26 protein-coding genes are annotated in these 20,727 nt (G+C 32.9%); 14 read left to right on the forward strand and 12 right to left on the reverse strand.

All coding sequences use genetic code 11. The annotated features are described in order from the left end of the window. Positions 1 to 7 precede the first annotated feature (7 nt). Entirely contained in the window at positions 8 to 940 is a 933-nt protein-coding gene (locus ACVC43_RS12590) for an OmpA family protein (RefSeq protein ID WP_452224887.1), read from the reverse strand. 256 nt (positions 941 to 1,196) lie between these two features. Then, a complete protein-coding gene (gene ahcY, locus ACVC43_RS12595; protein ID WP_452224888.1) occupies positions 1,197 to 2,513 on the reverse strand; it encodes an adenosylhomocysteinase in 1,317 nt (438 codons plus the stop codon). Positions 2,514 to 2,647: 134 nt separating this feature from the next. Between ahcY and ACVC43_RS12600 the strand changes: the two genes are divergently transcribed. The 8 genes from ACVC43_RS12600 to ACVC43_RS12635 all read left to right on the forward strand — a co-directional run bounded on the left by ACVC43_RS12600 (position 2,648) and on the right by ACVC43_RS12635 (position 9,905). Continuing rightward, positions 2,648 to 3,274: a 4'-phosphopantetheinyl transferase family protein gene (locus ACVC43_RS12600; RefSeq protein WP_452224889.1), complete on the forward strand. Its 627-nt coding sequence runs from the start codon at positions 2,648 to 2,650 to the stop codon at positions 3,272 to 3,274. A 5-nt stretch (positions 3,275 to 3,279) separates the two neighbouring features. Next, the gene (locus ACVC43_RS12605; protein WP_452224890.1) at positions 3,280 to 3,990 is read left to right on the forward strand and encodes a geranylgeranylglyceryl/heptaprenylglyceryl phosphate synthase; all 711 of its coding nucleotides are present in this window, start codon (positions 3,280 to 3,282) and stop codon (positions 3,988 to 3,990) included. Between the two features lie 41 nt (positions 3,991 to 4,031). Beyond that, complete coding sequence (locus ACVC43_RS12610) at positions 4,032 to 4,292, forward strand: hypothetical protein (protein ID WP_452224891.1); 261 nt, start codon at positions 4,032 to 4,034, stop codon at positions 4,290 to 4,292. Next, positions 4,276 to 4,908, forward strand: coding sequence for a nicotinamide riboside transporter PnuC (pnuC, locus tag ACVC43_RS12615; RefSeq protein WP_452224892.1), 633 nt, complete (start codon positions 4,276 to 4,278; stop codon positions 4,906 to 4,908). Before ACVC43_RS12610 ends, pnuC begins: the two co-directional genes overlap by 17 nt. After that, positions 4,869 to 5,432 carry an AAA family ATPase gene (locus ACVC43_RS12620; RefSeq protein WP_452224893.1) on the forward strand — a complete coding sequence of 188 codons (564 nt, stop codon included), beginning with the start codon at positions 4,869 to 4,871 and terminating at the stop codon, positions 5,430 to 5,432. The genes pnuC and ACVC43_RS12620 overlap by 40 nt, the downstream gene beginning before the upstream one ends. A 2-nt stretch (positions 5,433 to 5,434) precedes the next feature. Next, positions 5,435 to 6,994 (forward strand): DUF4301 family protein, encoded by a 1,560-nt coding sequence (locus tag ACVC43_RS12625; protein WP_452224894.1) that lies wholly within the window; start codon positions 5,435 to 5,437, stop codon positions 6,992 to 6,994. Beyond that, positions 6,987 to 7,394, forward strand: coding sequence for an alternative ribosome rescue aminoacyl-tRNA hydrolase ArfB (gene arfB, locus ACVC43_RS12630; RefSeq protein WP_452224895.1), 408 nt, complete (start codon positions 6,987 to 6,989; stop codon positions 7,392 to 7,394). The genes ACVC43_RS12625 and arfB overlap by 8 nt, the downstream gene beginning before the upstream one ends. A gap of 252 nt (positions 7,395 to 7,646) precedes the next feature. Beyond that, positions 7,647 to 9,905, forward strand: a complete 2,259-nt coding sequence (locus ACVC43_RS12635) for a TonB-dependent receptor (RefSeq protein ID WP_452224896.1) — start codon at positions 7,647 to 7,649, stop codon at positions 9,903 to 9,905. 164 nt (positions 9,906 to 10,069) lie between these two features. Here ACVC43_RS12635 and ACVC43_RS12640 read toward each other — a convergent pair whose 3' ends face one another. Beyond that, positions 10,070 to 10,522 carry a hypothetical protein gene (locus ACVC43_RS12640; protein ID WP_452224897.1) on the reverse strand — a complete coding sequence of 151 codons (453 nt, stop codon included), beginning with the start codon at positions 10,520 to 10,522 and terminating at the stop codon, positions 10,070 to 10,072. Positions 10,523 to 10,693: 171 nt separating this feature from the next. On the opposite strand from ACVC43_RS12640, the gene greA reads away from it, so the two are divergent. Continuing rightward, the gene (greA, locus tag ACVC43_RS12645) at positions 10,694 to 11,167 is read left to right on the forward strand and encodes a transcription elongation factor GreA (RefSeq protein ID WP_452224898.1); all 474 of its coding nucleotides are present in this window, start codon (positions 10,694 to 10,696) and stop codon (positions 11,165 to 11,167) included. A 121-nt stretch (positions 11,168 to 11,288) separates the two neighbouring features. Next, positions 11,289 to 11,678: an HIT family protein gene (locus ACVC43_RS12650; RefSeq protein WP_452224899.1), complete on the forward strand. Its 390-nt coding sequence runs from the start codon at positions 11,289 to 11,291 to the stop codon at positions 11,676 to 11,678. On the opposite strand, the gene ACVC43_RS12655 is transcribed toward ACVC43_RS12650, so the two are convergent. Together ACVC43_RS12655 and ACVC43_RS12660 are read right to left on the reverse strand one after the other, a co-directional pair. Beyond that, positions 11,668 to 12,012, reverse strand: a complete 345-nt coding sequence (locus ACVC43_RS12655) for a hypothetical protein (protein WP_452224900.1) — start codon at positions 12,010 to 12,012, stop codon at positions 11,668 to 11,670. The genes ACVC43_RS12650 and ACVC43_RS12655 overlap by 11 nt on opposite strands. Positions 12,013 to 12,014: 2 nt before the next feature. Further along, positions 12,015 to 13,193: a sensor histidine kinase gene (locus tag ACVC43_RS12660; protein WP_452224901.1), complete on the reverse strand. Its 1,179-nt coding sequence runs from the start codon at positions 13,191 to 13,193 to the stop codon at positions 12,015 to 12,017. Between the two features lie 120 nt (positions 13,194 to 13,313). On the opposite strand from ACVC43_RS12660, the gene ACVC43_RS12665 reads away from it, so the two are divergent. From ACVC43_RS12665 to aat, 3 genes are all read left to right on the forward strand, one after another. Then, positions 13,314 to 14,168 (forward strand): flavin reductase family protein, encoded by an 855-nt coding sequence (locus ACVC43_RS12665; RefSeq protein WP_452224902.1) that lies wholly within the window; start codon positions 13,314 to 13,316, stop codon positions 14,166 to 14,168. Positions 14,169 to 14,215: 47 nt separating this feature from the next. After that, complete coding sequence (locus tag ACVC43_RS12670) at positions 14,216 to 14,590, forward strand: DUF3127 domain-containing protein (RefSeq protein ID WP_452224903.1); 375 nt, start codon at positions 14,216 to 14,218, stop codon at positions 14,588 to 14,590. A gap of 93 nt (positions 14,591 to 14,683) precedes the next feature. After that, on the forward strand, positions 14,684 to 15,310 hold the full coding sequence (gene aat, locus ACVC43_RS12675) for a leucyl/phenylalanyl-tRNA--protein transferase (RefSeq protein WP_452224904.1): 627 nt from the start codon (positions 14,684 to 14,686) through the stop codon (positions 15,308 to 15,310). A gap of 53 nt (positions 15,311 to 15,363) precedes the next feature. Here aat and ACVC43_RS12680 read toward each other — a convergent pair whose 3' ends face one another. Then, positions 15,364 to 15,927 carry a DNA-3-methyladenine glycosylase I gene (locus ACVC43_RS12680; RefSeq protein WP_452224905.1) on the reverse strand — a complete coding sequence of 188 codons (564 nt, stop codon included), beginning with the start codon at positions 15,925 to 15,927 and terminating at the stop codon, positions 15,364 to 15,366. 105 nt (positions 15,928 to 16,032) lie between these two features. Here ACVC43_RS12680 and ACVC43_RS12685 point away from each other — a divergent pair, with 105 nt between their 5' ends. Next, entirely contained in the window at positions 16,033 to 16,653 is a 621-nt protein-coding gene (locus tag ACVC43_RS12685; RefSeq protein ID WP_452224906.1) for a thioredoxin family protein, read from the forward strand. Between the two features lie 6 nt (positions 16,654 to 16,659). Here the strand turns inward: ACVC43_RS12685 and ACVC43_RS12690 are convergent, their stop codons facing one another. The 6 genes from ACVC43_RS12690 to ACVC43_RS12715 all read right to left on the reverse strand — a co-directional run bounded on the left by ACVC43_RS12690 (position 16,660) and on the right by ACVC43_RS12715 (position 20,627). Further along, entirely contained in the window at positions 16,660 to 17,382 is a 723-nt protein-coding gene (locus ACVC43_RS12690) for an energy transducer TonB family protein (RefSeq protein WP_452224907.1), read from the reverse strand. An 80-nt stretch (positions 17,383 to 17,462) separates the two neighbouring features. After that, the gene (gene truB, locus ACVC43_RS12695) at positions 17,463 to 18,158 is read right to left on the reverse strand and encodes a tRNA pseudouridine(55) synthase TruB (RefSeq protein WP_452224908.1); all 696 of its coding nucleotides are present in this window, start codon (positions 18,156 to 18,158) and stop codon (positions 17,463 to 17,465) included. Next, entirely contained in the window at positions 18,158 to 18,952 is a 795-nt protein-coding gene (uppP, locus tag ACVC43_RS12700; protein ID WP_452224909.1) for an undecaprenyl-diphosphatase UppP, read from the reverse strand. Before uppP ends, truB begins: the two co-directional genes overlap by 1 nt. A 44-nt stretch (positions 18,953 to 18,996) precedes the next feature. Then, the gene (locus ACVC43_RS12705) at positions 18,997 to 19,272 is read right to left on the reverse strand and encodes a DUF3098 domain-containing protein (RefSeq protein ID WP_452224910.1); all 276 of its coding nucleotides are present in this window, start codon (positions 19,270 to 19,272) and stop codon (positions 18,997 to 18,999) included. Between the two features lie 8 nt (positions 19,273 to 19,280). Further along, complete coding sequence (locus ACVC43_RS12710; RefSeq protein WP_452224911.1) at positions 19,281 to 19,673, reverse strand: hypothetical protein; 393 nt, start codon at positions 19,671 to 19,673, stop codon at positions 19,281 to 19,283. Between the two features lie 75 nt (positions 19,674 to 19,748). Then, positions 19,749 to 20,627 carry a cell division protein FtsX gene (locus tag ACVC43_RS12715; protein WP_452224912.1) on the reverse strand — a complete coding sequence of 293 codons (879 nt, stop codon included), beginning with the start codon at positions 20,625 to 20,627 and terminating at the stop codon, positions 19,749 to 19,751. Positions 20,628 to 20,727: the final 100 nt, after the last annotated feature.

Genomic DNA, 20,727 nt, shown 5'->3' on the forward strand with positions numbered 1-20,727 from the left:
TAATGGTTTAGTTTAATGTGACTTCTACTCTTCTGTTTTTGGCACGACCTTCTTCGGTTGCATTATCTGCAATTGGTGCATCTGGTCCTTTAGAGGACGTTTTAATTTTTTCTGTTGAAATGCCATTTTGAACTAAATAATTTTTAGCAAAATCTGCTCTGTTTTTCCCTAAATTGGTATTAGTAACTCTATTACCGGTATTATCTGTATGACCAATTATTTGTATAGAAGCATTATCCGTTTTGTCTACATATCTTGACATTTCTGCTACTTTTTCACGTTGTTCTGCAGTAAGGTTTATGGATGCAGCGCCACTATCGAAATAAAGCATTAAAGGGTTTGCTTTTATGTTCTCACGCAGTGCTTTAAGTTCGTCTGCCATACTGGTATCGTTGGCATCCACAGTATTAATAGAGTAAAGTACAGGGCCTAAGTGAACATTATTTTCGTCTGGAACCAAATCATCATTTAGTTCACCGTAAGTATTTATAGATTTTGATGCTATACCATGCGAAACAAAATAATTCTTTACAGCATTGGCTCTTGCCATACCTAAATTAGGAAATGCAGAACTATTATTCTCTTCACTAGTGTAATAGCCTGTTATGTTAACTTGTTTGCCTTTATTATCGTTTAAGTAAGTTGCCAATCTGTCTACTACACCATTTAGCTGGTCTGAGACAGGTTCTAAAATAGAATACTCAGAAACTTTAAAATTAAAATTATCGTTGGCACTTAATTTTAAGCTGCTTTTAGAATCTAATACTGAGAACGTATTTATAGTTGTGGCTTTTGCTTCTGGTTCTGTAACTATATTTTCGATTTCTGCTTCTTTATTTGCTGTTTCCATACAAGGTTTACAACAAAAATAATAATACAGAATGGTACCGATAATGATGGTTAGCAAAATACCAATAAGATAATTGGTTTTTTTACTCATTGTATTGCTGGTTTTAAATTAGTGAGCTTTAAGTTATTAAAATCTTAACAAATTTTAACAGTTTTTATAAGAAATTGAATATAGAATTCTTAAAATTCGACAAAGTCACTAAAATATGCGATTAAGTTACGTTTACCAGGTTAACCAAATGAGTGTTAGCATAATAAGCTGTTGGTCTAACTTATAATGTTCTATAAAAAAATAAAACCCAAACATTTCTGTTCGGGTTTTAAGTTTTTTAAGTTATAATTCGTTATTAATAACGATAGTGTTCTGGTTTGTAAGGACCGTCAACTTTCACACCAATATAATCAGCTTGGTAGTCTTTAAGTTCTGTTAACTCAACACCAATTTTTTCTAAGTGTAGTTTTGCTACTTTTTCATCTAAATGCTTTGGTAACATGTATACATCGTTCTCATATTTATCACTGTTTTTCCAAAGTTCAATTTGAGCTAAGGTTTGGTTTGTAAATGAGTTACTCATTACAAAACTTGGATGACCCGTTGCACAACCTAAATTTACTAAACGTCCTTCGGCTAAAACAATTATATCTTTACCATCAATAGTATATTTATCTACCTGTGGCTTAATGGTATCTTTAGTATTTCCATGGTTTTTATTTAACCAAGCCATTTGTATTTCGTTATCAAAGTGCCCAATGTTACAAACAATAACTTTGTCTTTCATTGCTTCAAAATGCTCAGCTCTTACAATATCTTTATTACCTGTTGTAGTAATTACAATATCACTATTACCAACAACAGTTTCTAATTTCTTCACTTCAAAACCGTCCATAGCAGCTTGTAAGGCACAAATTGGGTCAATTTCTGTAACAGTTACAATACTACCTGCACCTTTAAAAGAAGCCGCAGTTCCTTTACCAACATCACCATAACCACAAACGGTTACACGCTTTCCTGCTAACATAATATCTGTTGCTCTTCTTATTGCATCTACTGCAGATTCTTTACAACCGTATTTATTATCAAACTTAGATTTAGTAACAGAATCATTAACGTTAATTGCAGGCATTGTTAATGTTCCATTCTTAACGCGCTCATAAAGTCTGTGAACTCCAGTAGTCGTTTCTTCAGAAAGACCTTTAATTCCATCAGACAATTCTGGATATTTATCTAAAACCATGTTGGTTAAATCACCACCATCATCCAAAATCATGTTTAATGGTTTACGGTCTTCACCAAAAAATAAGGTTTGCTCGATACACCAGTCAAACTCTTCTTCGGTCATGTCTTTCCAAGCGTACACAGCAGTTCCAGCATCTGCAATTGCAGCAGCAGCCTGATCTTGTGTTGAGAAAATATTACAAGAACTCCATGTCACTTCGGCACCCAAGGCTTGTAGTGTTTCTATTAAAACTGCAGTTTGAATAGTCATGTGTAAACATCCTGCAATTCTTGCACCCTTTAATGGTTGCTCATTTTTGTATTCTTCACGTAAACTCATTAAACCAGGCATTTCTGCTTCGGCTAAATTAATTTCTTTCCTTCCCCAAGCCGCAAGCGACATATCTTTTACTTTATTTGGCACGTAGGCAACTGTTTTTGTACTCATATTCTTTATCTCTTAATTTTTATTAAATGAAACACCCTTGGGATTCGTACTTTATTTGGTTAAATTCGCATACCAAAAAAGACCAAATCTGCCTTAGGCAGTGCAAAGATAATCAATAACATTTAGAATATTAAATGCCTCTTTATAAATCCATTAGTGTAAACTCACAAACTACTGTTAAAATCTGGAAGATTGAAGAATCTTACGATGCCTTATTCGCTCCATTACATCTAAAACCAGAAAGTTTAACTCGCGTTTTAGGTATGAAAAGCGAACTGCACCAACGTGGTTTTTTAAGTGTGCGACATTTGCTTAGAGAATTTGGTTACACCGACCAAGATTTGTTTTACGATGATAATGGGAAACCACATTTAAAAGGCGGCAAACATATTTCTATAACACACAGTTTTATATTTTCGGGAGTTATTGTTAGCGATGCTGAAGTAGGCATTGATATTGAAAAACAACGTAATAAAATTAACATTATAGCTAAGAAATTTGTGAATTATGAATTTGAGTATTTAGATAAAAACAAAGCAGACTATGTTAGAAAGTTAACTGTTATTTGGGGAATTAAAGAATCTTTATACAAGTTATTCGCAACTCCAGGTATGTTGTTTAGAGAACATTTTTTAGTCATTCCATTTATGTTGGAAGATAAACATACCGTGTGTTGGATAGATTATAAGATGAAAAAATACAAATACCACTCCTGTTTTTTAGAATTTGAAGGCTTCACTTGTGCTTACGTTATAGAATAATAATCATGTCTGTTTTACAACATATAAAAACATCAAATAAAAAATTATTAGCGGTTTTAATCGATCCGGATAAATTCGATTTAAATAACGCATCGCAATTTATAGATAAAGTCAATAAATCTATTGCCACACATATTTTTATTGGAGGCAGCACAGTCGAAGATAAGGCTACGGAAAAACTCATTTCAGTTATTAAACCATTAACTAATCTGCCAATTGTATTGTTTCCAGGCGATGTTATTCAAGTTACCAATAAAGCTGATGCTATTTTATTTTTGTCTTTAGTATCTGGTAGAAATCCAGAATATTTAATTGGCCAGCAGATTAAAGCAGTTTCAAAATTGAGACATTGTGATTTAGAAATTATTCCAACAGGTTATATTTTAGTTGATGGCGAAAAAGAAACTTCAACTCAAAAAGTGACAAACACTAAGCCATTAAGCGTCTTGCAAGAGATTGTTGACACGGCTAAGGCTTCGCAACTCTTAGGCATGCAGCTTATTTATTTAGAAGCTGGGAGTGGTGCAAAAAAAGAAGTTTCGGCAGACATAATAAAAGCCGTAAAGGCCGATACAAATGTACCAATAATTGTTGGCGGCGGAATAAGAAGTAAATTTGCTTTAGACAAAGCCTATAATTCTGGAGCCAATTTAGTGGTTATTGGCACTGCCTTTGAAGAAGATGAGCGCTTTTTTAAAGCCTTAACTAAGGAATAAAACACGTATAATTTAAAAGAACCGCTTACGCGGAAATAAACATGAATATATCAGTAGATTTAACGTTATCACCATTACAAGACGATTACGAAAAACACGTTATAAATTTTATAAAGGCGTTGAGAGCATCAGACTTTACAGTTATAGAAAACCCTTTAAGCACGCAAATCTATGGCGATTTCGATACGCTGATGCCCTTTTTAAACCAGGAAATAAAACGTTCTTTCGAGGCTGTGGATATTTCAGTGTTAACAATGAAAGTTGTAAAAACCGACAGACAAAACTATGAACCAGATTTTTGATTTTTTCTTCGGTCAATATGCTGCATACCAAACCATCGATATTGTTTTAGAAATTGTAGCAGTTGTTTTTGGGTTTCTTTCCGTTTGGTTTTCTAAACAAAATAATATTTTAGTATTTCCAACAGGAATAATTAGTACCCTAATTTTTGTATACCTTTTACTTAAATGGGAGCTTTTAGGAGATATGATGATTAATGCTTATTATTTTACTATGAGTATTTATGGTTGGTATGTTTGGACAAGGAAAGTAGATGCTATACATGTTACACCAATTTCGAGCACTACAGTAAAAGAGAAGAAAGTAAGTGTAATAATTTTTATTGCCACATTATTGTTTGTTTTTATTGTTTATAAAACATTCGATAAATGGACAAGTTGGGTGGCGTACGTCGACACGCTAACAACTGCAATTTTCTTTGTTGGGATGTGGCTAATGGCAAAACGAAAAATAGAAAACTGGTTATTTTGGATTGTAGGAGATCTAATTTCCGTTCCTCTTTATTTGTATAAAGGCTTTACTTTTACAAGCTTTCAATATTTAGGATTTACAATCATCGCAATATTTGGATATCTCGCATGGAAAAAAAGTTTAAACAAAAAGATAGTAACTGCCTAAAAGTAGTATTATTTGGCCCGGAATCTTCCGGAAAAACCACATTAGCTAAGCAGTTGGCAAATTACTATAATACGGTTTGGGCACCAGAATATGCGCGGGAATATTTACAAAACAAGTGGAATAACGAGCGTAAAATTTGTGAACCAAAAGATTTGCTGGCAATTGCCGAAGGGCAAATGAAATTAGAGAATCATTTGGCAAAACAAACCAATACAGTACTTATTTGCGATACAGATTTACTTGAAACCAAAGTATATTCCGAAACGTATTTTTCAGGAACCTGTCCACCAGTTATAGAAAAATATGCACTTAAAAACACTTACGATTTATACTTTTTAACTTATATTGATACACCTTGGGAGGCAGATGATTTAAGAGATAAACCGCAAGAAAGAGAAACAATGTTTAATGTTTTTAAAGCGGCTTTAATAAAATACAACAGACCATATGTTTTGTTGAAAGGAAATGAAAATGCGCGGCTTGAAACCGCAGTAAAACATATTAATAATTTAATGATTAATTAACAGTGAATTTCACTACAACACAAATAAAACAATTAGAAAATAAAGGATTAACCGTCGATAAAATTTCTAAACAAATTGAGATTTTTAAAACCGGGTTGCCCTTTATAAATTTAGAATCTGCGGCTGTTATAAACCATGGTATTTTTAGTTTTTCTGAAGAGCAAAATAAAGAATACACCACCTTTTATAATAACCAAAAAGACAACTTAAAGGTGATAAAATTTGTGCCAGCATCTGGTGCTGCAACAAGAATGTTTAAATTTTTATTCGAATTTCTTGAAACATACAATCCTAAAAAGGATACCATTAACGGCTATATTAATAAACACAAAGCCAACGATTTATTTGTATTTGGTGTAGGGATAGAAAAATTTCCGTTTTACGAGACAGTAATTAAAGAGACCAAAAAACATGTAACCGATTTCGAAACAATGTCTGCAGATTTAAAAGCCGTAGAGTTTATAAAGACAATGCTTGACGAAGACCGTTTAAATTATAGTTTTTACCCTAAAGGACTGTTGCCATTTCACAAATATAAAGATCATGTTGCCACTGCTTTCGAGGAACATTTGTTTGAAGCTGCTTTATATGCCTCTTCAAACTATGAAGCCAATATTCACTTTACTATCTCTAAAATTTATAACAATATTTTCAATGAGGAATTTGCGCGCATACAAGCCATTGTAGAACGTAAAACTAATACAAAGTTTAATATTACGTATTCCTATCAAAAAGAAAAAACCGATACTATTGCTGTTAACTCTCAAAATGAGCCTATAGAAAACCCAGACGGCACGTTCTATTTTAGACCCTCTGGTCATGGTGCTTTATTGTCTAATTTAAATGATTTTGATGCAGATATTATATTTATTAAAAATATAGATAACGTGGTTGTGTTTAAATACGAAGTTGAGGTCGCAAGGCATAAAAAAATATTAGCTGGTGTATTGTTAAAAATGCAGAAACAGTCTTTTAGCTATTTAGAGCAATTGGAAGACGAGTATATATCTGAAGAAAAAATAATTGAAATTGCAAGATTTCTAAGAAAGAAACTAAATGTGATTATTTCTTTAGAATTTGAAAAATATTCAACAAAATATCAAATAGAATATTTAAAAAATAAACTTAATAGACCAATTCGTGTTTGTGGTATGGTAAAAAATGAAGGCGAACCTGGAGGCGGTCCATTTTGGGTTAAAGATGAAAGCGGGAACGTATCTTTACAAATCGTGGAGTCTGCACAAGTAGATAAAAAGAACAAACACCAAAAGAGTATTTTAAAAAATGCAACGCATTTTAATCCTGTGGACTTAGTTTGCGGTATAAAAAACTATAAAGGCGAAAGATTCGACTTATCAAAATTTGTAGATCCTAAAACAGCCTTTATAACGATGAAAACCAAAACAGGAAAAGATATTAAAGCCCTAGAGTTGCCAGGTCTCTGGAATGGCAGTATGGCTCATTGGAACACCATTTTTGTTCAAGTACCATTGGTAACATTTAACCCTGTAAAAACAGTTACAGACTTACTAAAAGTGACGCACCAAGTACAAAATGTTTAACGAAAAAGCACTCATACAAGAATTTAACTTTAAGGCTGTTAGAAGTTCTGGCGCTGGAGGACAACACGTAAATAAAGTATCTTCTAAAATAGAATTGTCTTTTTCCATTGAAAATTCTTTAGTTTTAAGTGAGACTCAAAAAGAGAAAATCAAGTCTAAATTAGCAAACCGAATGACTAAGGAAGGCGTTTTACTTATACAATGTGGTGAAACCAGAAGCCAACATAGAAATAAGAATATTGCAATTGTTAGAACCATTCACTTATTAACCTCTGCATTAATTAGAGAAAAAAAACGAATTCCAACTAAGGTTCCCAAAGCAGTTATAATAAAGCGATTAAAAAACAAACGCGCTAATAAAGAGCGAAAGGCAAATAGACGCAAACCAAATTTGGATTAAAAAAACCTTAAATCTTAAATTGTAAATTAAAAAAACTGCCATATCTTTGCAGCGTTCTCAAAAAAGGGGTGCCATAACAACGGCTGAGATCATACCCAATGAACCTGGAACAGGTAATGCTGTTTAGGGATATTTATAACACAGTTTTTGTGTTGTACTGTTATACATAGCTTGACTAAGTATTTCAGGTTTAATAAATAATTATTTTAACTGAATAATGACCTCTTTTTATTCGTAATTTTAATATTTCGAATGAAATCTTTTTTAAAACAAACGTTTTTTATAGCACTATTGCTATTATCCACCAACTTATTAGCACAAGATGTTAAGCAAGATTCCACAAAGGTAGAATCTCTTAGTGAGGTGCTATTATCTTCTACAAGAGCTAAAGACAAATCGCCATTAGCATTTACAAACATTAAGAAAGAAGAAATTGAATCTATTAATTTAGGTCAGGATTTGCCAATTCTTTTAGATCAATTACCATCGGTTGTAACCACTAGTGATGCTGGTGCAGGTGTAGGTTATACAGGCATAAGAGTACGTGGTAGCGATGCTACACGTGTTAATGTTACTATTAATGGGATTCCTTATAATGACTCTGAAAGTCAAGGTACATTTTGGGTAAATATGCCAGATTTTGTGTCTTCGGTTGAAGATATTCAATTACAACGAGGCGTAGGAACATCGGCCAATGGATCTGGTGCATTTGGTGCAAGTTTAAATTTAAAAACATTAAATCCATCTGAAAACGGCTATGCATCTACAACACATGCAATAGGTTCTTATGGTACAAGAAAACATAATGTGAGTATTGGCTCTGGTATAAATAATAATTTTTATGCCGAAGGTCGTTTGTCTAAAATTAAAAGTGATGGTTATATAGACAGAGCATTTTCAGATTTATCATCGTATTATGCTGAAGCAGGATTTTTAAACGAAAAGACCTCTATTAAAGCGATTGTTTTTGGTGGAAAAGAAATTACTTATCAGTCATGGTATGGCACCCCAGAAGCTGTGGTGAATGGAGATGAAGCTGGTATTCAAGCCTTTATAGATAGAAATTTCTCATCTGACGCTGAAGCAGAAAATCTTTTGAATTCGGGAAGAACATATAACTTTTATACTTATGATAATCAAGTTGATAATTATGAGCAAACGCACTACCAATTACATTTTTCGCATCAATTTAACCGTAATTTCTCAGCTAATCTTTCAGGAAACTTTACAAGAGGAAAAGGCTTTTTTGAACAGTTTAGAGAAGACGATGAATTAGGAGATTATTTTCCAAATAATCCTAATGCATCAGAAGAAGGAGATGCTATTAGAAGACGTTGGTTAGATAATAAATTTACGGCTATAGTATATTCTTTAAACTATAAAAAAAACAACTTAAATCTCTACTTGGGTGGTGGTTATAATACATACAATGGTGATCATTTTGGTGAGCTTATCTGGGATTCTTTTGCTACCCCAATTCCTATTAGAAGTCAATACTATTTTTCGGTTGGAGAAAAACGTGATTTTAGTTCTTATGTAAAAGCAGAATACGATATCAACAATAATCTATTTGCATTTGTGGACTTGCAATATCGAGCAGTTAACTATAAATCTGTGGGCACAAGTTCAGATTTATTAGCTATTGATGTTAATAAAGACTATGGCTTTTTTAACCCAAAGTTAGGCTTAACTTATAAAATAGATAACTTTAATAGTGTTTATGGTTCTTTCGCTGTTGCTAATAGAGAGCCAAATCGAGACGATTTAACTAAAAACCCAATCTCACCTGAAGCGGAACGGTTAAATGATTTTGAGTTTGGTTACCGACTTAAAAAACCAACGTATTACGCTACAGCCAACTTGTACTATATGAATTACAAAGACCAATTAGTCTTGACTGGAGATTTAGACGATGTTGGAGACCCAATTAGACAAAATGTAGAAGAAAGCTACAGAGCAGGAATAGAGCTACAGGCTGGTTATAAACTATCCAGTAAATTAAGAATAGATGCTAATGCTACGTTTAGCGAAAACAAAATTAAAGATTTTAACTATATCGTGTTCGATACTCAGTATGATCCTGCAACGTTTAATACTGTTTCCTACGAACCTGTAATTACCAATTTTAATAGTACGGACATTTCATTTTCTCCAAATATTATTGCCGGAGGAACATTAACGTTTTCACCAGTTGAAAATTTAGATTTAAGCTTTATCTCTAAATATGTTGGGAAGCAATATTTAGATAACACATCAAGCGAATCTAAAAGTATCGACGCTTATAACGTGAATAATTTTAATGCTTCTTATAAAATACAACCAAATTGGATAAAAGAAATTTCGTTTAATTTATTAGTAAACAATGTGTTTAATAATGAATACGTATCTAACGGTTATACCTATAGTTATTTTTACAGACCAGAAAATTCTAACGATCCAGCAGTGACAGAGAATTTTTATTATCCACAAGCAACTACAAATTTTTTGCTTGGAGCGACACTAAAGTTTTAAATAGACAATTACTGTAATACATAAAAGCGGCTCGATGCCGCTTTTATGTATTGCGAAAAGGATGGAACGGCTTGTTTGAGCTCCTCGCAGAGAGCGAGTAGTGACAGCCTGGTTTTTAATGCCATTAAAAGCATTAAAAGCATTAAAAGCATTAAAAATTTGCCCTAATTATTAAAAACACGAATTATACTTCCATTTACTTCTACAAAATAGCGTACCAAAGTGTATTGTCCTGCGGTACCTTCTTGCCTCGTACCATTTATAATTTCGTAAGCGTTTTCATCTGAGCAGCCACATGTAGCAACGATACCTTCTACCGTTAAATTGGAGCATGCACTTATAGGATGGTTAGGGTCGCTAAGTTCGAACGCACTATAATTATTGTTGCCAGCATAATATAAAACCACGCCTTGATAACCATAATTATTTAATACTATATAATTGCCAGGAAATTGCATTTGATTGTATTGTGGCAAACTTGTATTTATAAGACTTCCAGTATCGAATACAGCGTCTGGAATATTTGGGTTGTTATTCTGGTTGTCATCATCATTCTTTTTACATGATAAAACGATTATTACCAAAAGCAGAAAAAACAATATAGATTTTAATTTCATTTTTCTTAATTTTTATAGCATTGCAATTTACAATAAAAGTAAATTACAAATTAAATATTTTGTATATTTGTAGTACAATCTCGTGTATGCGAGATTTTTTTATGCTGTCCCTAACGTATGGAGTTTCAGCATTTTTTTCTTTTATAGAATTAGTATTTAAACGTAGAAATCATGAGTAAAGTATCATATTATACTGCCGAAGGCTTAAAAAAATTAAGAGCCGAGCTTAAGCAATTAAAAGATGTGGAACGTGTAAAGGCAAGTAATGCTATTGCCGAGGCGCGTGACAAAGGTGATTTAAGTGAAAATGCCGAGTACGATGCTGCAAAAGAAGCACAGGGTATGTTGGAAATGCGCATTAGTAAACTGGAAGACCAGTTGGCTGGAGCTCGTGTTATTGACGAGAGCCAAATGGATACCTCTAAAATTTTAGTATTATCTAAGGTGAAAATAAAAAACCAAACCAATGGTATGGAAATGAATTACACGTTGGTAGCCGATGGTGAAGCTGATTTGGCTGCGGGAAAGATTTCTGTTAACTCTCCAATTGGTCAAGGGCTATTAGGTAAAAGCGTTGGCGATGTGGCCGAAATTAAAGTGCCAAATGGTATTATGAAGTTCGACATTATTGAGATTTCACGATAAATGTACTTCCTGTTATAGCAGGAAATAATAATTAGTAATAAAATTCCTGTTTTAGTTGAAGAACCCTTCCGTAAAACAGGATTTTTTTTATCTTTAGTTTTTAACCTGAAAACAATAAACAATGGCATCTATATTCACAAAAATTGTAAACGGAGAACTACCTTGTTATAAAGTTGCCGAAACGGATGAATTTCTCGCTTTTTTAGATGTTAATCCTAATGCTAAAGGGCATACACTTTGTATTCCAAAAAAAGAAACCAATAAAATTTTCGATTTAGACCGTGTGGAATATGCTGGATTAATGGAGTTTTCCAGATTAGTTGCCATTGCTGTAGAGAAAACGGTACCTTGTAAACGCGTTGGTATGTCTGTAATTGGGCTGGAAGTACCACATGTACATGTACATTTAATTCCTTTAAATACTATGGAGGACGCAAGATTTATTAACAAAGTGTCCATGGATAAAAATGAGTTTGAAGCCTTGGCTCAAGCCATTCAAGCTAATTTGTAGAAACCAGAACTACAGTTGCGATTGCTATTGCAGCAATGACTCCAATAATTACCCAAAATAAAGGTTTGTATTTTTTTGATGCTTTTTTAGGTTCAAAAGCTTTCATTTGGTAAGTGTAAACACGTTCAATATCTTCTGTCCATTGTACAGGAAATATAGCTGTATTACAATTGTCGCAATGCATTTGCGTAGCAATATCCTGTGTAACGGATTTAAAAAAGCTGGTCTCTAAAAATTTTTGTTTAAAGGTCAGTTTTAAACCCTCTTTGCTAAAACATTCTGGGCAGTTGTTGTTTAAAGCAACTTCTTTTACAGTAATTAATTTTTCGCTCATAATTAAACTGTTTTAAATGAAATTTGCATGGTTGTTCCCTTTCCAATGTCAGACTGTTGTACCTTAATTTTTCCGTCATGAAAATCTTCTATTATACGTCTTGCAAGCGACAGACCTAATCCCCAACCACGTTTTTTGGTGGTGTAACCAGGTTCGAAAACGGTTTTAAACTGGCTTTTGTTTAAGCCTTTTCCACTATCAATAACCTTAATTTTAACATTGTCTTCTAACTGTGTCATTTCTAAAGTAAGCGTGCCTTTACCTTTCATGGCATCTATGGCGTTTTTAACTAGATTTTCTATAGTCCAGCTGTATAATTGCGAATTTAAATTTACGTAAATTGGATGTTCTGGCAGCAATAAATTAAAAGTAATAAGTTTAGAAGATCTTGATTTTAAATAGTTGTATGTGTCTTGCGTTTCTTTAACAATATCGGTTTTTGTTAAAGTTGGTAACGATCCAATTTTGCTAAAACGTTCTGTAATTGTTTGAAGCCTGTCTATATCTTTTTCAATTTCTATAATATAATCAGGGTTTACGTTTTCTGTCTTTAAAATTTCGGTCCAGCCAATTAATGAGGATAAAGGTGTACCAATTTGATGCGCAGTTTCCTTTGCCATTCCCGACCATAATTTATTTTGCGTAGCAATCTTAGAACTGCGGTAAAAGAAATAGACCACTGCACTAAATAGGAGGATAATTAAAAGTAAAGCTAAAGGATAGTATTTTAGCTTATTTAATAATGGTGCATTGCCATAATACAATTTACTTGCTATAATTTTTTCTTGTGTTTCTGGATCGATATACGAAATTTCAATAGGCGTATTTTCAGCTTTAAATTGCCTTATAAGTTGCTCCTTATTTTTTTCAACATATTTAGATGCTTCTTTATCGTTGCTGTCTATATTATTAAAATTACTAATAGATCCATCGGTATTAATAACCAATATTGGAGTTGTGTTATTACTATTTAGAATTTTAATTAAAAAATCAAAATTCGGATTGTTTTCATCACTGGAAAATATTTTTTGAGCATTCGACCAAATTTCCATTTTGGCGCGTTCTTCCTCTTTAAATTTCTGAAAAAACATATAGGTATTCCATAGTATTAATGAAATAATAGCGAAAGAAGCAATTACAATAATCCAATGGATAAGTTGTCTGTTTTTTGTAAAAAACATGTCGTTTATTTTTTGATTGTTAATATAATGCAAATCTGTTAATAATATTGTCTTCAAGTATTGCAAATCATTTTTATAGCATTTTTAGATTGGCTACATTTGTTGAAAATTAATGAGTTAATGATTTCTTTCGAACCTAAAGACTTAGCAACTGCAAAACTACATAGCTATTTACTTAGTGCCGTGGCGCCTAGACCTATAGCGTTTGCAAGTACTATGGACGAAAACGGGAATCCTAATTTATCGCCATTTAGTTTTTTTAATGTATTTAGTGCAAATCCGCCAATTATGATTTTTTCTCCAGCGCGACGCGTTAGAAACAATACAACAAAACATACTTTGGAAAATGCAGAAAAGACAAAGCAGGTGGTTATAAATGTTGTTAATTACAATATGGTACACCAAATGTCTTTAAGTAGTACAGAATATGCAACAGGTGTTAACGAGTTTGAAAAGGCTGGTTTAACAATGCTTAAAAGCGATATTGTAAAACCATTTCGTGTTGCAGAATCGCCTGTTCAGTTTGAGTGTAAGGTTAACGACATCGTTAAATTAGGAACAGAAGGTGGAGCAGGTAATTTAATTATTTGTGAGGTGGTTAAACTGCATATCAATGATGCCGTTTTAGATGAAAATGGTAGCATAAATCAAGAGCAACTGGATTTAGTATCGCGTGCAGGAGGAAGCTATTATAGTAGGGCAAAAGCTGGTTTTTTTGAAATCCCAAAGCCTTTATCAACCTTAGGTGTTGGAGTAGATGCTATGCCAGAACACATAAGAAAAAGTAATATTTTAACTGGAAACGATTTAGGAATGCTGGGTAATATTGAAGCATTTCCAGAAAAAGAGGCAATTGCAGCTTATGCTAAAAAGCATGACATTTTAGCACTATCTCAAGCAGAAAAACATATAAAGGCACAACATTTGCTAAGTTTTAATGATGTGGAGAACGCTTGGAAAGTATTATTATCGTAACAATACGATACTTGAAATAAGACGAATATTTAATAATTATATAGACAATGGAAGTACAAGGTAAAGTAAAATTAATTGGAGAAACTCAAACATTTGGAAGTAATGGGTTTAGAAAAAGAGAATTAGTTGTAACAACAGAAGAGCAATATCCTCAACACATATTAGTGGAGTTTGTTCAAGATAAAGTAGATTTGTTAAACAACTATCAAGTAGGACAGGATGTTAAAGTGAACATTAACTTACGCGGTAGAGAATGGACTAATCCTCAGGGAGAAGTAAAATATTTTAACTCTATTCAAGGATGGAGAATAGAAGGTGTACAAGCTGGAGCTCCAGGAGGTGCGCCAGAAGTGCCACCAGCAGCAGCTTTCGAGCCTGCTACAGATTTAAAAGAAGAAGATCACGACGATTTACCTTTTTAATTAAACCTTAATTGGCTTTTTTCGCAAAGACGGAAATCTTATAAAATTGACCTCGACAACAAAAATGTTGTCGAGGTTTTTTATTTTTAGTGTATGTATATATTAAATCAAGAACTTAAATTTCCTAATGTTACTCAAGCCGATGAAGAAGGTTTGCTTGCTATTGGAGGAGATTTATCTGTAGAACGTTTGTTGCTAGCTTATAAAAGCGGTATTTTTCCTTGGTTTAATGAAGATGAAGTTATTTTATGGTGGTCTCCAGATCCAAGGTTTGTTTTGTTTCCAAACGAATTAAAAGTCTCTAAAAGCATGAAACAATTTCTTCGACACTGTGATTATGAAGTGACTATTAACAAAGCTTTTAAAGCTGTGATTAAAGCATGTGCGCAAGCAAAACGCAATGGGCAATCTGGCACCTGGATTACCAATAATATGGTGGATGCCTATTGCAACCTACATCATTCTGGTTTTGCGAAATCTGTTGAGGTTTGGAAAGGGAGCGAACTTGTTGCAGGATTATACGGTGTCGATTTAAATAATGGTATTTTTTGTGGTGAAAGCATGTTTGCTAAAGAAAGTAATGCCAGTAAAGCCGCTTTTATCACCTTTATTCAAAATACAAACTATAGGCTCATTGACTGCCAGGTTTACACAAAACATTTAGAAAGTTTGGGCGCTAAAGACATTTCAAGAGCGCAATTTTTAGCATATTTAAAGTAAGCACACCTCCTTTAAGTCATGAAATAGGATATTGATATGTTTTTTAGTTTGGCTTAAACTTCATTATATCTAAAACAAGTAATCTCATGATCGTTTACCATTCCGGTAGCCTGCATGTGTGCATAAACAACAGTGCTTCCAACAAATTTAAAACCTCGATTTTTTAAATCTTGACTCAAAGCATCACTAATATGGGTATTTGCCGGTGCATCCTTATAATCTCTAACTTTATTTTTAATGGGTTTTCCATCTACAAAACTCCAAATATATTTACTAAAACTCCCGTACTCTTCTTGGATTTTTATAAAAGCTTGTGCGTTTGCTACCGTAGCATTAACTTTTAGTTTATTTCTAATAATACCCTCATTTTTAAGTAACTCATCAATTTTTTTCTGGTTGTATTTTGCTATCTTTTTATAGTTAAAACCATCAAAAGCTTTTCTAAAATTCTCCCGCTTGCGTAAAATGGTAATCCAGCTTAATCCAGCCTGGAAGGTTTCTAAGATTAAAAACTCGAAAATGGTGTCGTCGTCATAAACAGGGACTGCCCATTCTTCATCGTGATATTTTTCGTAAAGTTCATCACCAACACACCAGCCACATTTATGTTTTTTCATTGTTTTTATTTTAATGCCCACAATTGGGCTGTAAGGATTGTAAAATATACCTACTAAGGTAGGGATTGTAACTTAATTAATTAAAGAATTATAGTATTTTACATTATGGAAACACTTCAAAATTCAGATTTAAAAAATAGTATAGCTAATAGCTTAAAGAAAGCAATAACGTATCCAGAATATAGAGACTTAGTAAAAGCGTTAGTTAAAAAAAACGAAACGACTGGTAACGAGAAGACTGAGGATTTAGCTAATTACACGATGCTTAACGACAGGCGAATGAAACGTTGGGATAAAACCGTAAAGGTGCCTGAAGCCACACAAGAAAAAATTTCAAATTTAAAATTGAATCAAACATGGTTAGTATTAACCGAAAGCTGGTGTGGCGATGCCGCACATGTTATGCCTGTAATGAATAAAATAGCTGAATTAAATAGCGGTATTGCCTTTAAAGTTGTACTGCGCGATGAAAATGAAGCATTAATGAATCAGTTTTTAACGCACGGTGGGAAAGCAATTCCTAAATTAATAATGATTGATAACGCAGACAATACAGTTGTAAGTACTTATGGACCACGACCAAGTGAAGCAACTAAACTGGTTAACGATTATATGGCTAAACATGGCCTATTAACACCAGAATTTAAAGAAGAATTACAGCATTGGTACAACAAAGATAAAGGACAAAATGCGATTGCAGATTTAGTTAAGATACTTAGCAATTAAAACTAATTATTTTCCTTCAAAATTAAAAGTAATTGTCCCTATTTGAGAAGGCTTACTTGAAGCGTTAAACCGTGCTTTTTTAGCAAATTCTAACGCGTGTTCTTTTAAGCATTCATTAGTAGAGGTAGACGATGTATTAATAGCGGTGTTTATAACCTTACCGCGATTATTTACTGTGATGTTTACAACAATTTTACCATTAGCTTCACATAAATAAATAGGTATTGGTAAAAATGTATCTGTTCTTCCTTTTAGCGAATAAATAATAGAACTATTTTTATTAACCGAGTTGTCATTGGTAGCTTGTTGTGTTGCGTTAGCTCGCCTGTTTAATATACTATTCACGCTTTCAAAAGAAGTGAGTTCATCATTTTTTACATGTGAATTGCCTTCGCTTTTAGAAGGTTTTTTTATTTCAGTAGGTGTTTCTTCTTTGTTTCTTAATAGTGGATTTTCGTAATCTTTTGGAGGCGCAATAGGTTTATAGGCTTGAGCGAAATGCTTATATTCTTTAGTTTCGTTATAGCCTTTATTTGTCTTTTGAGATGGTTTTTCATCCTCAGGCTCATCGTTAATATCATCTATTAAATCTGGAGGTGTGATATCTATTAAAGTTTCAGCAATTTCCTTGTTTTGTTTTACAACATCATAGCTAAACAATGAAAGTACGATACTTGCAGAAATTAATAAAGTGATGGCCAATGCCTTATGTGAATTTTCGAATTTCAAATGCTAAAAATATTAATAATTAGTGCGGTTTGTTAGTATTTAATATACGTTAGAAATTGAAAACAAGATGATTAGAAATGCTATAGTTTTCTTAAATTTTCAATAAAACCATCAATAGAGCTTGCATCACTAACGTTAAAATCTCCAATTTTTGTACGCCGTAAAACCGAAAGATGCCCTCCCGAATGTAACGCTTTACCAAAGTCGTTTGCTAAAGATCTAATGTACGTACCTTTGCTACATACAACTTTAAAATCGACACTAGTATTATCAATTTTGGTAATATCGAAGCTATTTATGGTAACTTTTCTCGATTTTATGGTTACTTCTTCTCCAGCGCGCGCAAACTCATACAATCGTTTGCCATCTTTTTTAATAGCCGAAAATACAGGTGGAAATTGATCAATTTCCCCAGTAAATTTCGCTGTGGTTTTATGTATTAAGTCTTCTGTAATATGAGTAGTATCAAACGTCTCATTAATCTCAGTTTCTAAATCGAAAGATGGTGTAGTACTGCCTAAAACGATAGTACCAGTATATTCTTTAATTTGGCCTTGAAAAGTATCTATTTGTTTTGTCATTTTTCCAGTGCAAATCACTAATAAACCTGTGGCTAATGGGTCTAAAGTACCAGCGTGACCTACTTTTATTTTTTTTATGTTGAAGGCTTGACGTATTTCCCAACGGAGTTTATTAACTACTTGAAACGACGTCCAGTTTAAGGGTTTATCGATTAGTAATACTTCTCCGGTTTGGTAATCTTCGACAGTTTTCATTAATTTAAAAGTGAAAAAATTATTGCTATAACACCAACAATAGCACAGTAAATAGCAAAATAAGACAGTTTACTTTTCTTTACTAAAGCAATCATCCATGTACAAGCAAATAATCCAGCAATAAAGGCGGCAATAAAACCGGCAATTAAGGCTGTAGAATTCTGACTTTCGAAAGACAATTCGCCACCCATAATATCCTTTGCAATTTTGCCAAAAATTAGTGGTACGACCATTAAAAACGAAAATCGGGCTGCTTTTGTTTTATCGTTACCTAATAATACAGAGGTTGAAATTGTAGCTCCACTTCTTGAAATACCTGGAAGCATAGCAATAGCTTGAGCAATACCAATTATAAAAGCGTCTTTAAAACCTACTTTTTTTTGGGTGTTTTTGGCCTTATCTGCTAAAAATAAAAGGACAGCTGTTACTAAAAGCATACAGCCAACAAGCATAATGTTACCACCAAAAAGTTGTTCGAGTTGTTCTTCGAAAAACACACCAACTATTACTGCAGGAATCATAGAAACTATAATTTTTGCGGCGAAACGCTGGTCGTCGTTAACAGCAGGTTTAAATAACCCTTTAATAATTTCAAAAATATCTTTTCTAAAAACAACAATGGTACTTAATGCTGTTGCAAAATGAAGGACTACAGTAAATAAAAGACTTTCTTCTGGTAGTGAGTTATCACCAAGAATGGCTTTTCCTAATTCTAAATGCCCACTGGAAGAAACGGGTAGAAATTCGGTTAGACCTTGAATTATGCCCAAAATAATAGAATCGATAATGTCCATTCGGCAAAAATATCAAAATTGAATTACCAAAACGTGGTTTGTGGTTATTTTTTAGAATCGGTATCTTCCTTGCGCGTTAAAATCGCATAGATTTGAATGCCAAATCCAATAAGAACTAAAGCAGGTGCTAAACGAATACGTCTCCAACTAAAAATAGCTTCGTTAAATACATTAGGATCGTCGCTACCACCACCAGACATTAAAATAAAACCTAAAACAATACAGCCTAAACCAATAAACATGAATTTATAGTTACGTTTGCCAAAAATAAACTCACCTTCGTTAACCGTACTTATTTCTTTACGTTTCTGTTCTCCCATAGTTATTGTTATTCATTTAAAGCGACTCCACCAGGACGAAATTCGGTAAAAATAATATTATTTCCAACTGCAATTTGTGCAATATTTTCACTGGAGATTCTTCCGCCTAAAAGTTTTGGTAAGTGCAAAGTAACGGTTTTATTTAAAACTTTACTTCTTAAAGACTCTAAATTTAATCCGCGCTGTAAACCACGATTTATATAATATTTGTCTCCATTTGCATCTTTAAGCACAATGTCTTTAGAGATTCCTTCAGAAATTTTGATGATTTTCTCTGTCTGAATTTTACAAGCTCCTGCTTCAGGTTCACTATATGTTCCTGCTAATATAGCTTTATAGCCTAAATAAAATATGCTAAAAACTATCGCTAAAGCACCAATAATAAGTGTGAATTTTTTCATCTTTTTCAAATTATACATCAATAACATTTAACTACTGTTAAATATTGCTGTATGGTTAGTTAAAGAATGTTAAACTTAATAGTAGAGCTTATCAGTATTTAAATTTAAAAAGCGTTGAGTTGCGAAGAAGGTGGAGATCCAGGTAATAAGTATACCTAATAAAAAGATAACTACAAATAAAGCGATGATTAGTACGGGTTTATTTAAAAGCGATAATTCTGGGAATGTTTTGTCTATATAATACAGGACTACAGCCATAGCGATTAATGCCAAAACGGCACCAATAATACCTAATTTTACGCTACGCCAAATAAAAGGTTTTCTAATAAAACGCTTGGTAGCACCTACCATTTGCATAGTTTTTATAGTAAAACGTTTAGAATAGACTGCTAAACGTATGGAACTATTAATTAGTAATACAGCAATAAGTGTAAACACAGCGCTTAACAATAACACCCAAAAGCTTATTTTCTTAACATTATCGTTCATTAAATTCACTAAATCATTATCGTAACTCACCTCCTCAACAAATTTTTTGGTTAAGGCTTCGTTAGCAATGGTTTCCAGTTTTTCTGAAGTTACAAAGTCGGCTTTTAAATTAACATCTATTGAGTTTTTAAGCGGATTACTACCAAGGAAGTCCATAAAATCCTCACCACTTTCTACTTTCATAAATTCTGCAGCTTGGTCTTTAGATACAAAAACAGTAGATTTTACATAATCTGCCATGGCCAGACTTTTCTCAAGTTGTTTAATTTCAACATCTTTAGCAGTATCTTTTAAAAAAATGGTAACAGTAACCTGCTCTTTAAAATGATCTGCCACCTTTTTAGCATTTAAAACCAAAAGTCCTAATAAGCCTAATAAAAACAAGACTAACCCAATACTTAAAACCACAGAAAAGTATGAAGAAATTAAACGACGTTTTTGGTATTTATCAAAAGATGAGCTCATAAAAAGAGTTTAGTTTAAAGCGTAAAAATAATAAAGAAAACGATTACATAAACTTTACAACGCTTAAACTTTCAACACTATTATAGAAAGTTTAAATTTG

This window comes from Lacinutrix chionoecetis (assembly GCF_053604665.1).

Coding starts and splice junctions, on each gene's coding strand:
- ACVC43_RS12590 (WP_452224887.1), bottom strand. CDS start 940: ATGAGTAAAAAAACCAATTATCTTATTGGTATTTTGCTAACCATCATT.
- ahcY (WP_452224888.1), bottom strand. CDS start 2,513: ATGAGTACAAAAACAGTTGCCTACGTGCCAAATAAAGTAAAAGATATG.
- ACVC43_RS12600 (WP_452224889.1), top strand. CDS start 2,648: ATGCCTCTTTATAAATCCATTAGTGTAAACTCACAAACTACTGTTAAA.
- ACVC43_RS12605 (WP_452224890.1), top strand. CDS start 3,280: ATGTCTGTTTTACAACATATAAAAACATCAAATAAAAAATTATTAGCG.
- ACVC43_RS12610 (WP_452224891.1), top strand. CDS start 4,032: ATGAATATATCAGTAGATTTAACGTTATCACCATTACAAGACGATTAC.
- pnuC (WP_452224892.1), top strand. CDS start 4,276: ATGAACCAGATTTTTGATTTTTTCTTCGGTCAATATGCTGCATACCAA.
- ACVC43_RS12620 (WP_452224893.1), top strand. CDS start 4,869: ATGGAAAAAAAGTTTAAACAAAAAGATAGTAACTGCCTAAAAGTAGTA.
- arfB (WP_452224895.1), top strand. CDS start 6,987: ATGTTTAACGAAAAAGCACTCATACAAGAATTTAACTTTAAGGCTGTT.
- ACVC43_RS12635 (WP_452224896.1), top strand. CDS start 7,647: ATGAAATCTTTTTTAAAACAAACGTTTTTTATAGCACTATTGCTATTA.
- ACVC43_RS12640 (WP_452224897.1), bottom strand. CDS start 10,522: ATGAAATTAAAATCTATATTGTTTTTTCTGCTTTTGGTAATAATCGTT.
- greA (WP_452224898.1), top strand. CDS start 10,694: ATGAGTAAAGTATCATATTATACTGCCGAAGGCTTAAAAAAATTAAGA.
- ACVC43_RS12650 (WP_452224899.1), top strand. CDS start 11,289: ATGGCATCTATATTCACAAAAATTGTAAACGGAGAACTACCTTGTTAT.
- ACVC43_RS12655 (WP_452224900.1), bottom strand. CDS start 12,012: ATGAGCGAAAAATTAATTACTGTAAAAGAAGTTGCTTTAAACAACAAC.
- ACVC43_RS12660 (WP_452224901.1), bottom strand. CDS start 13,193: ATGTTTTTTACAAAAAACAGACAACTTATCCATTGGATTATTGTAATT.
- ACVC43_RS12665 (WP_452224902.1), top strand. CDS start 13,314: ATGATTTCTTTCGAACCTAAAGACTTAGCAACTGCAAAACTACATAGC.
- ACVC43_RS12670 (WP_452224903.1), top strand. CDS start 14,216: ATGGAAGTACAAGGTAAAGTAAAATTAATTGGAGAAACTCAAACATTT.
- aat (WP_452224904.1), top strand. CDS start 14,684: ATGTATATATTAAATCAAGAACTTAAATTTCCTAATGTTACTCAAGCC.
- ACVC43_RS12680 (WP_452224905.1), bottom strand. CDS start 15,927: ATGAAAAAACATAAATGTGGCTGGTGTGTTGGTGATGAACTTTACGAA.
- ACVC43_RS12685 (WP_452224906.1), top strand. CDS start 16,033: ATGGAAACACTTCAAAATTCAGATTTAAAAAATAGTATAGCTAATAGC.
- truB (WP_452224908.1), bottom strand. CDS start 18,158: ATGAAAACTGTCGAAGATTACCAAACCGGAGAAGTATTACTAATCGAT.
- uppP (WP_452224909.1), bottom strand. CDS start 18,952: ATGGACATTATCGATTCTATTATTTTGGGCATAATTCAAGGTCTAACC.
- ACVC43_RS12705 (WP_452224910.1), bottom strand. CDS start 19,272: ATGGGAGAACAGAAACGTAAAGAAATAAGTACGGTTAACGAAGGTGAG.
- ACVC43_RS12710 (WP_452224911.1), bottom strand. CDS start 19,673: ATGAAAAAATTCACACTTATTATTGGTGCTTTAGCGATAGTTTTTAGC.
- ACVC43_RS12715 (WP_452224912.1), bottom strand. CDS start 20,627: ATGAGCTCATCTTTTGATAAATACCAAAAACGTCGTTTAATTTCTTCA.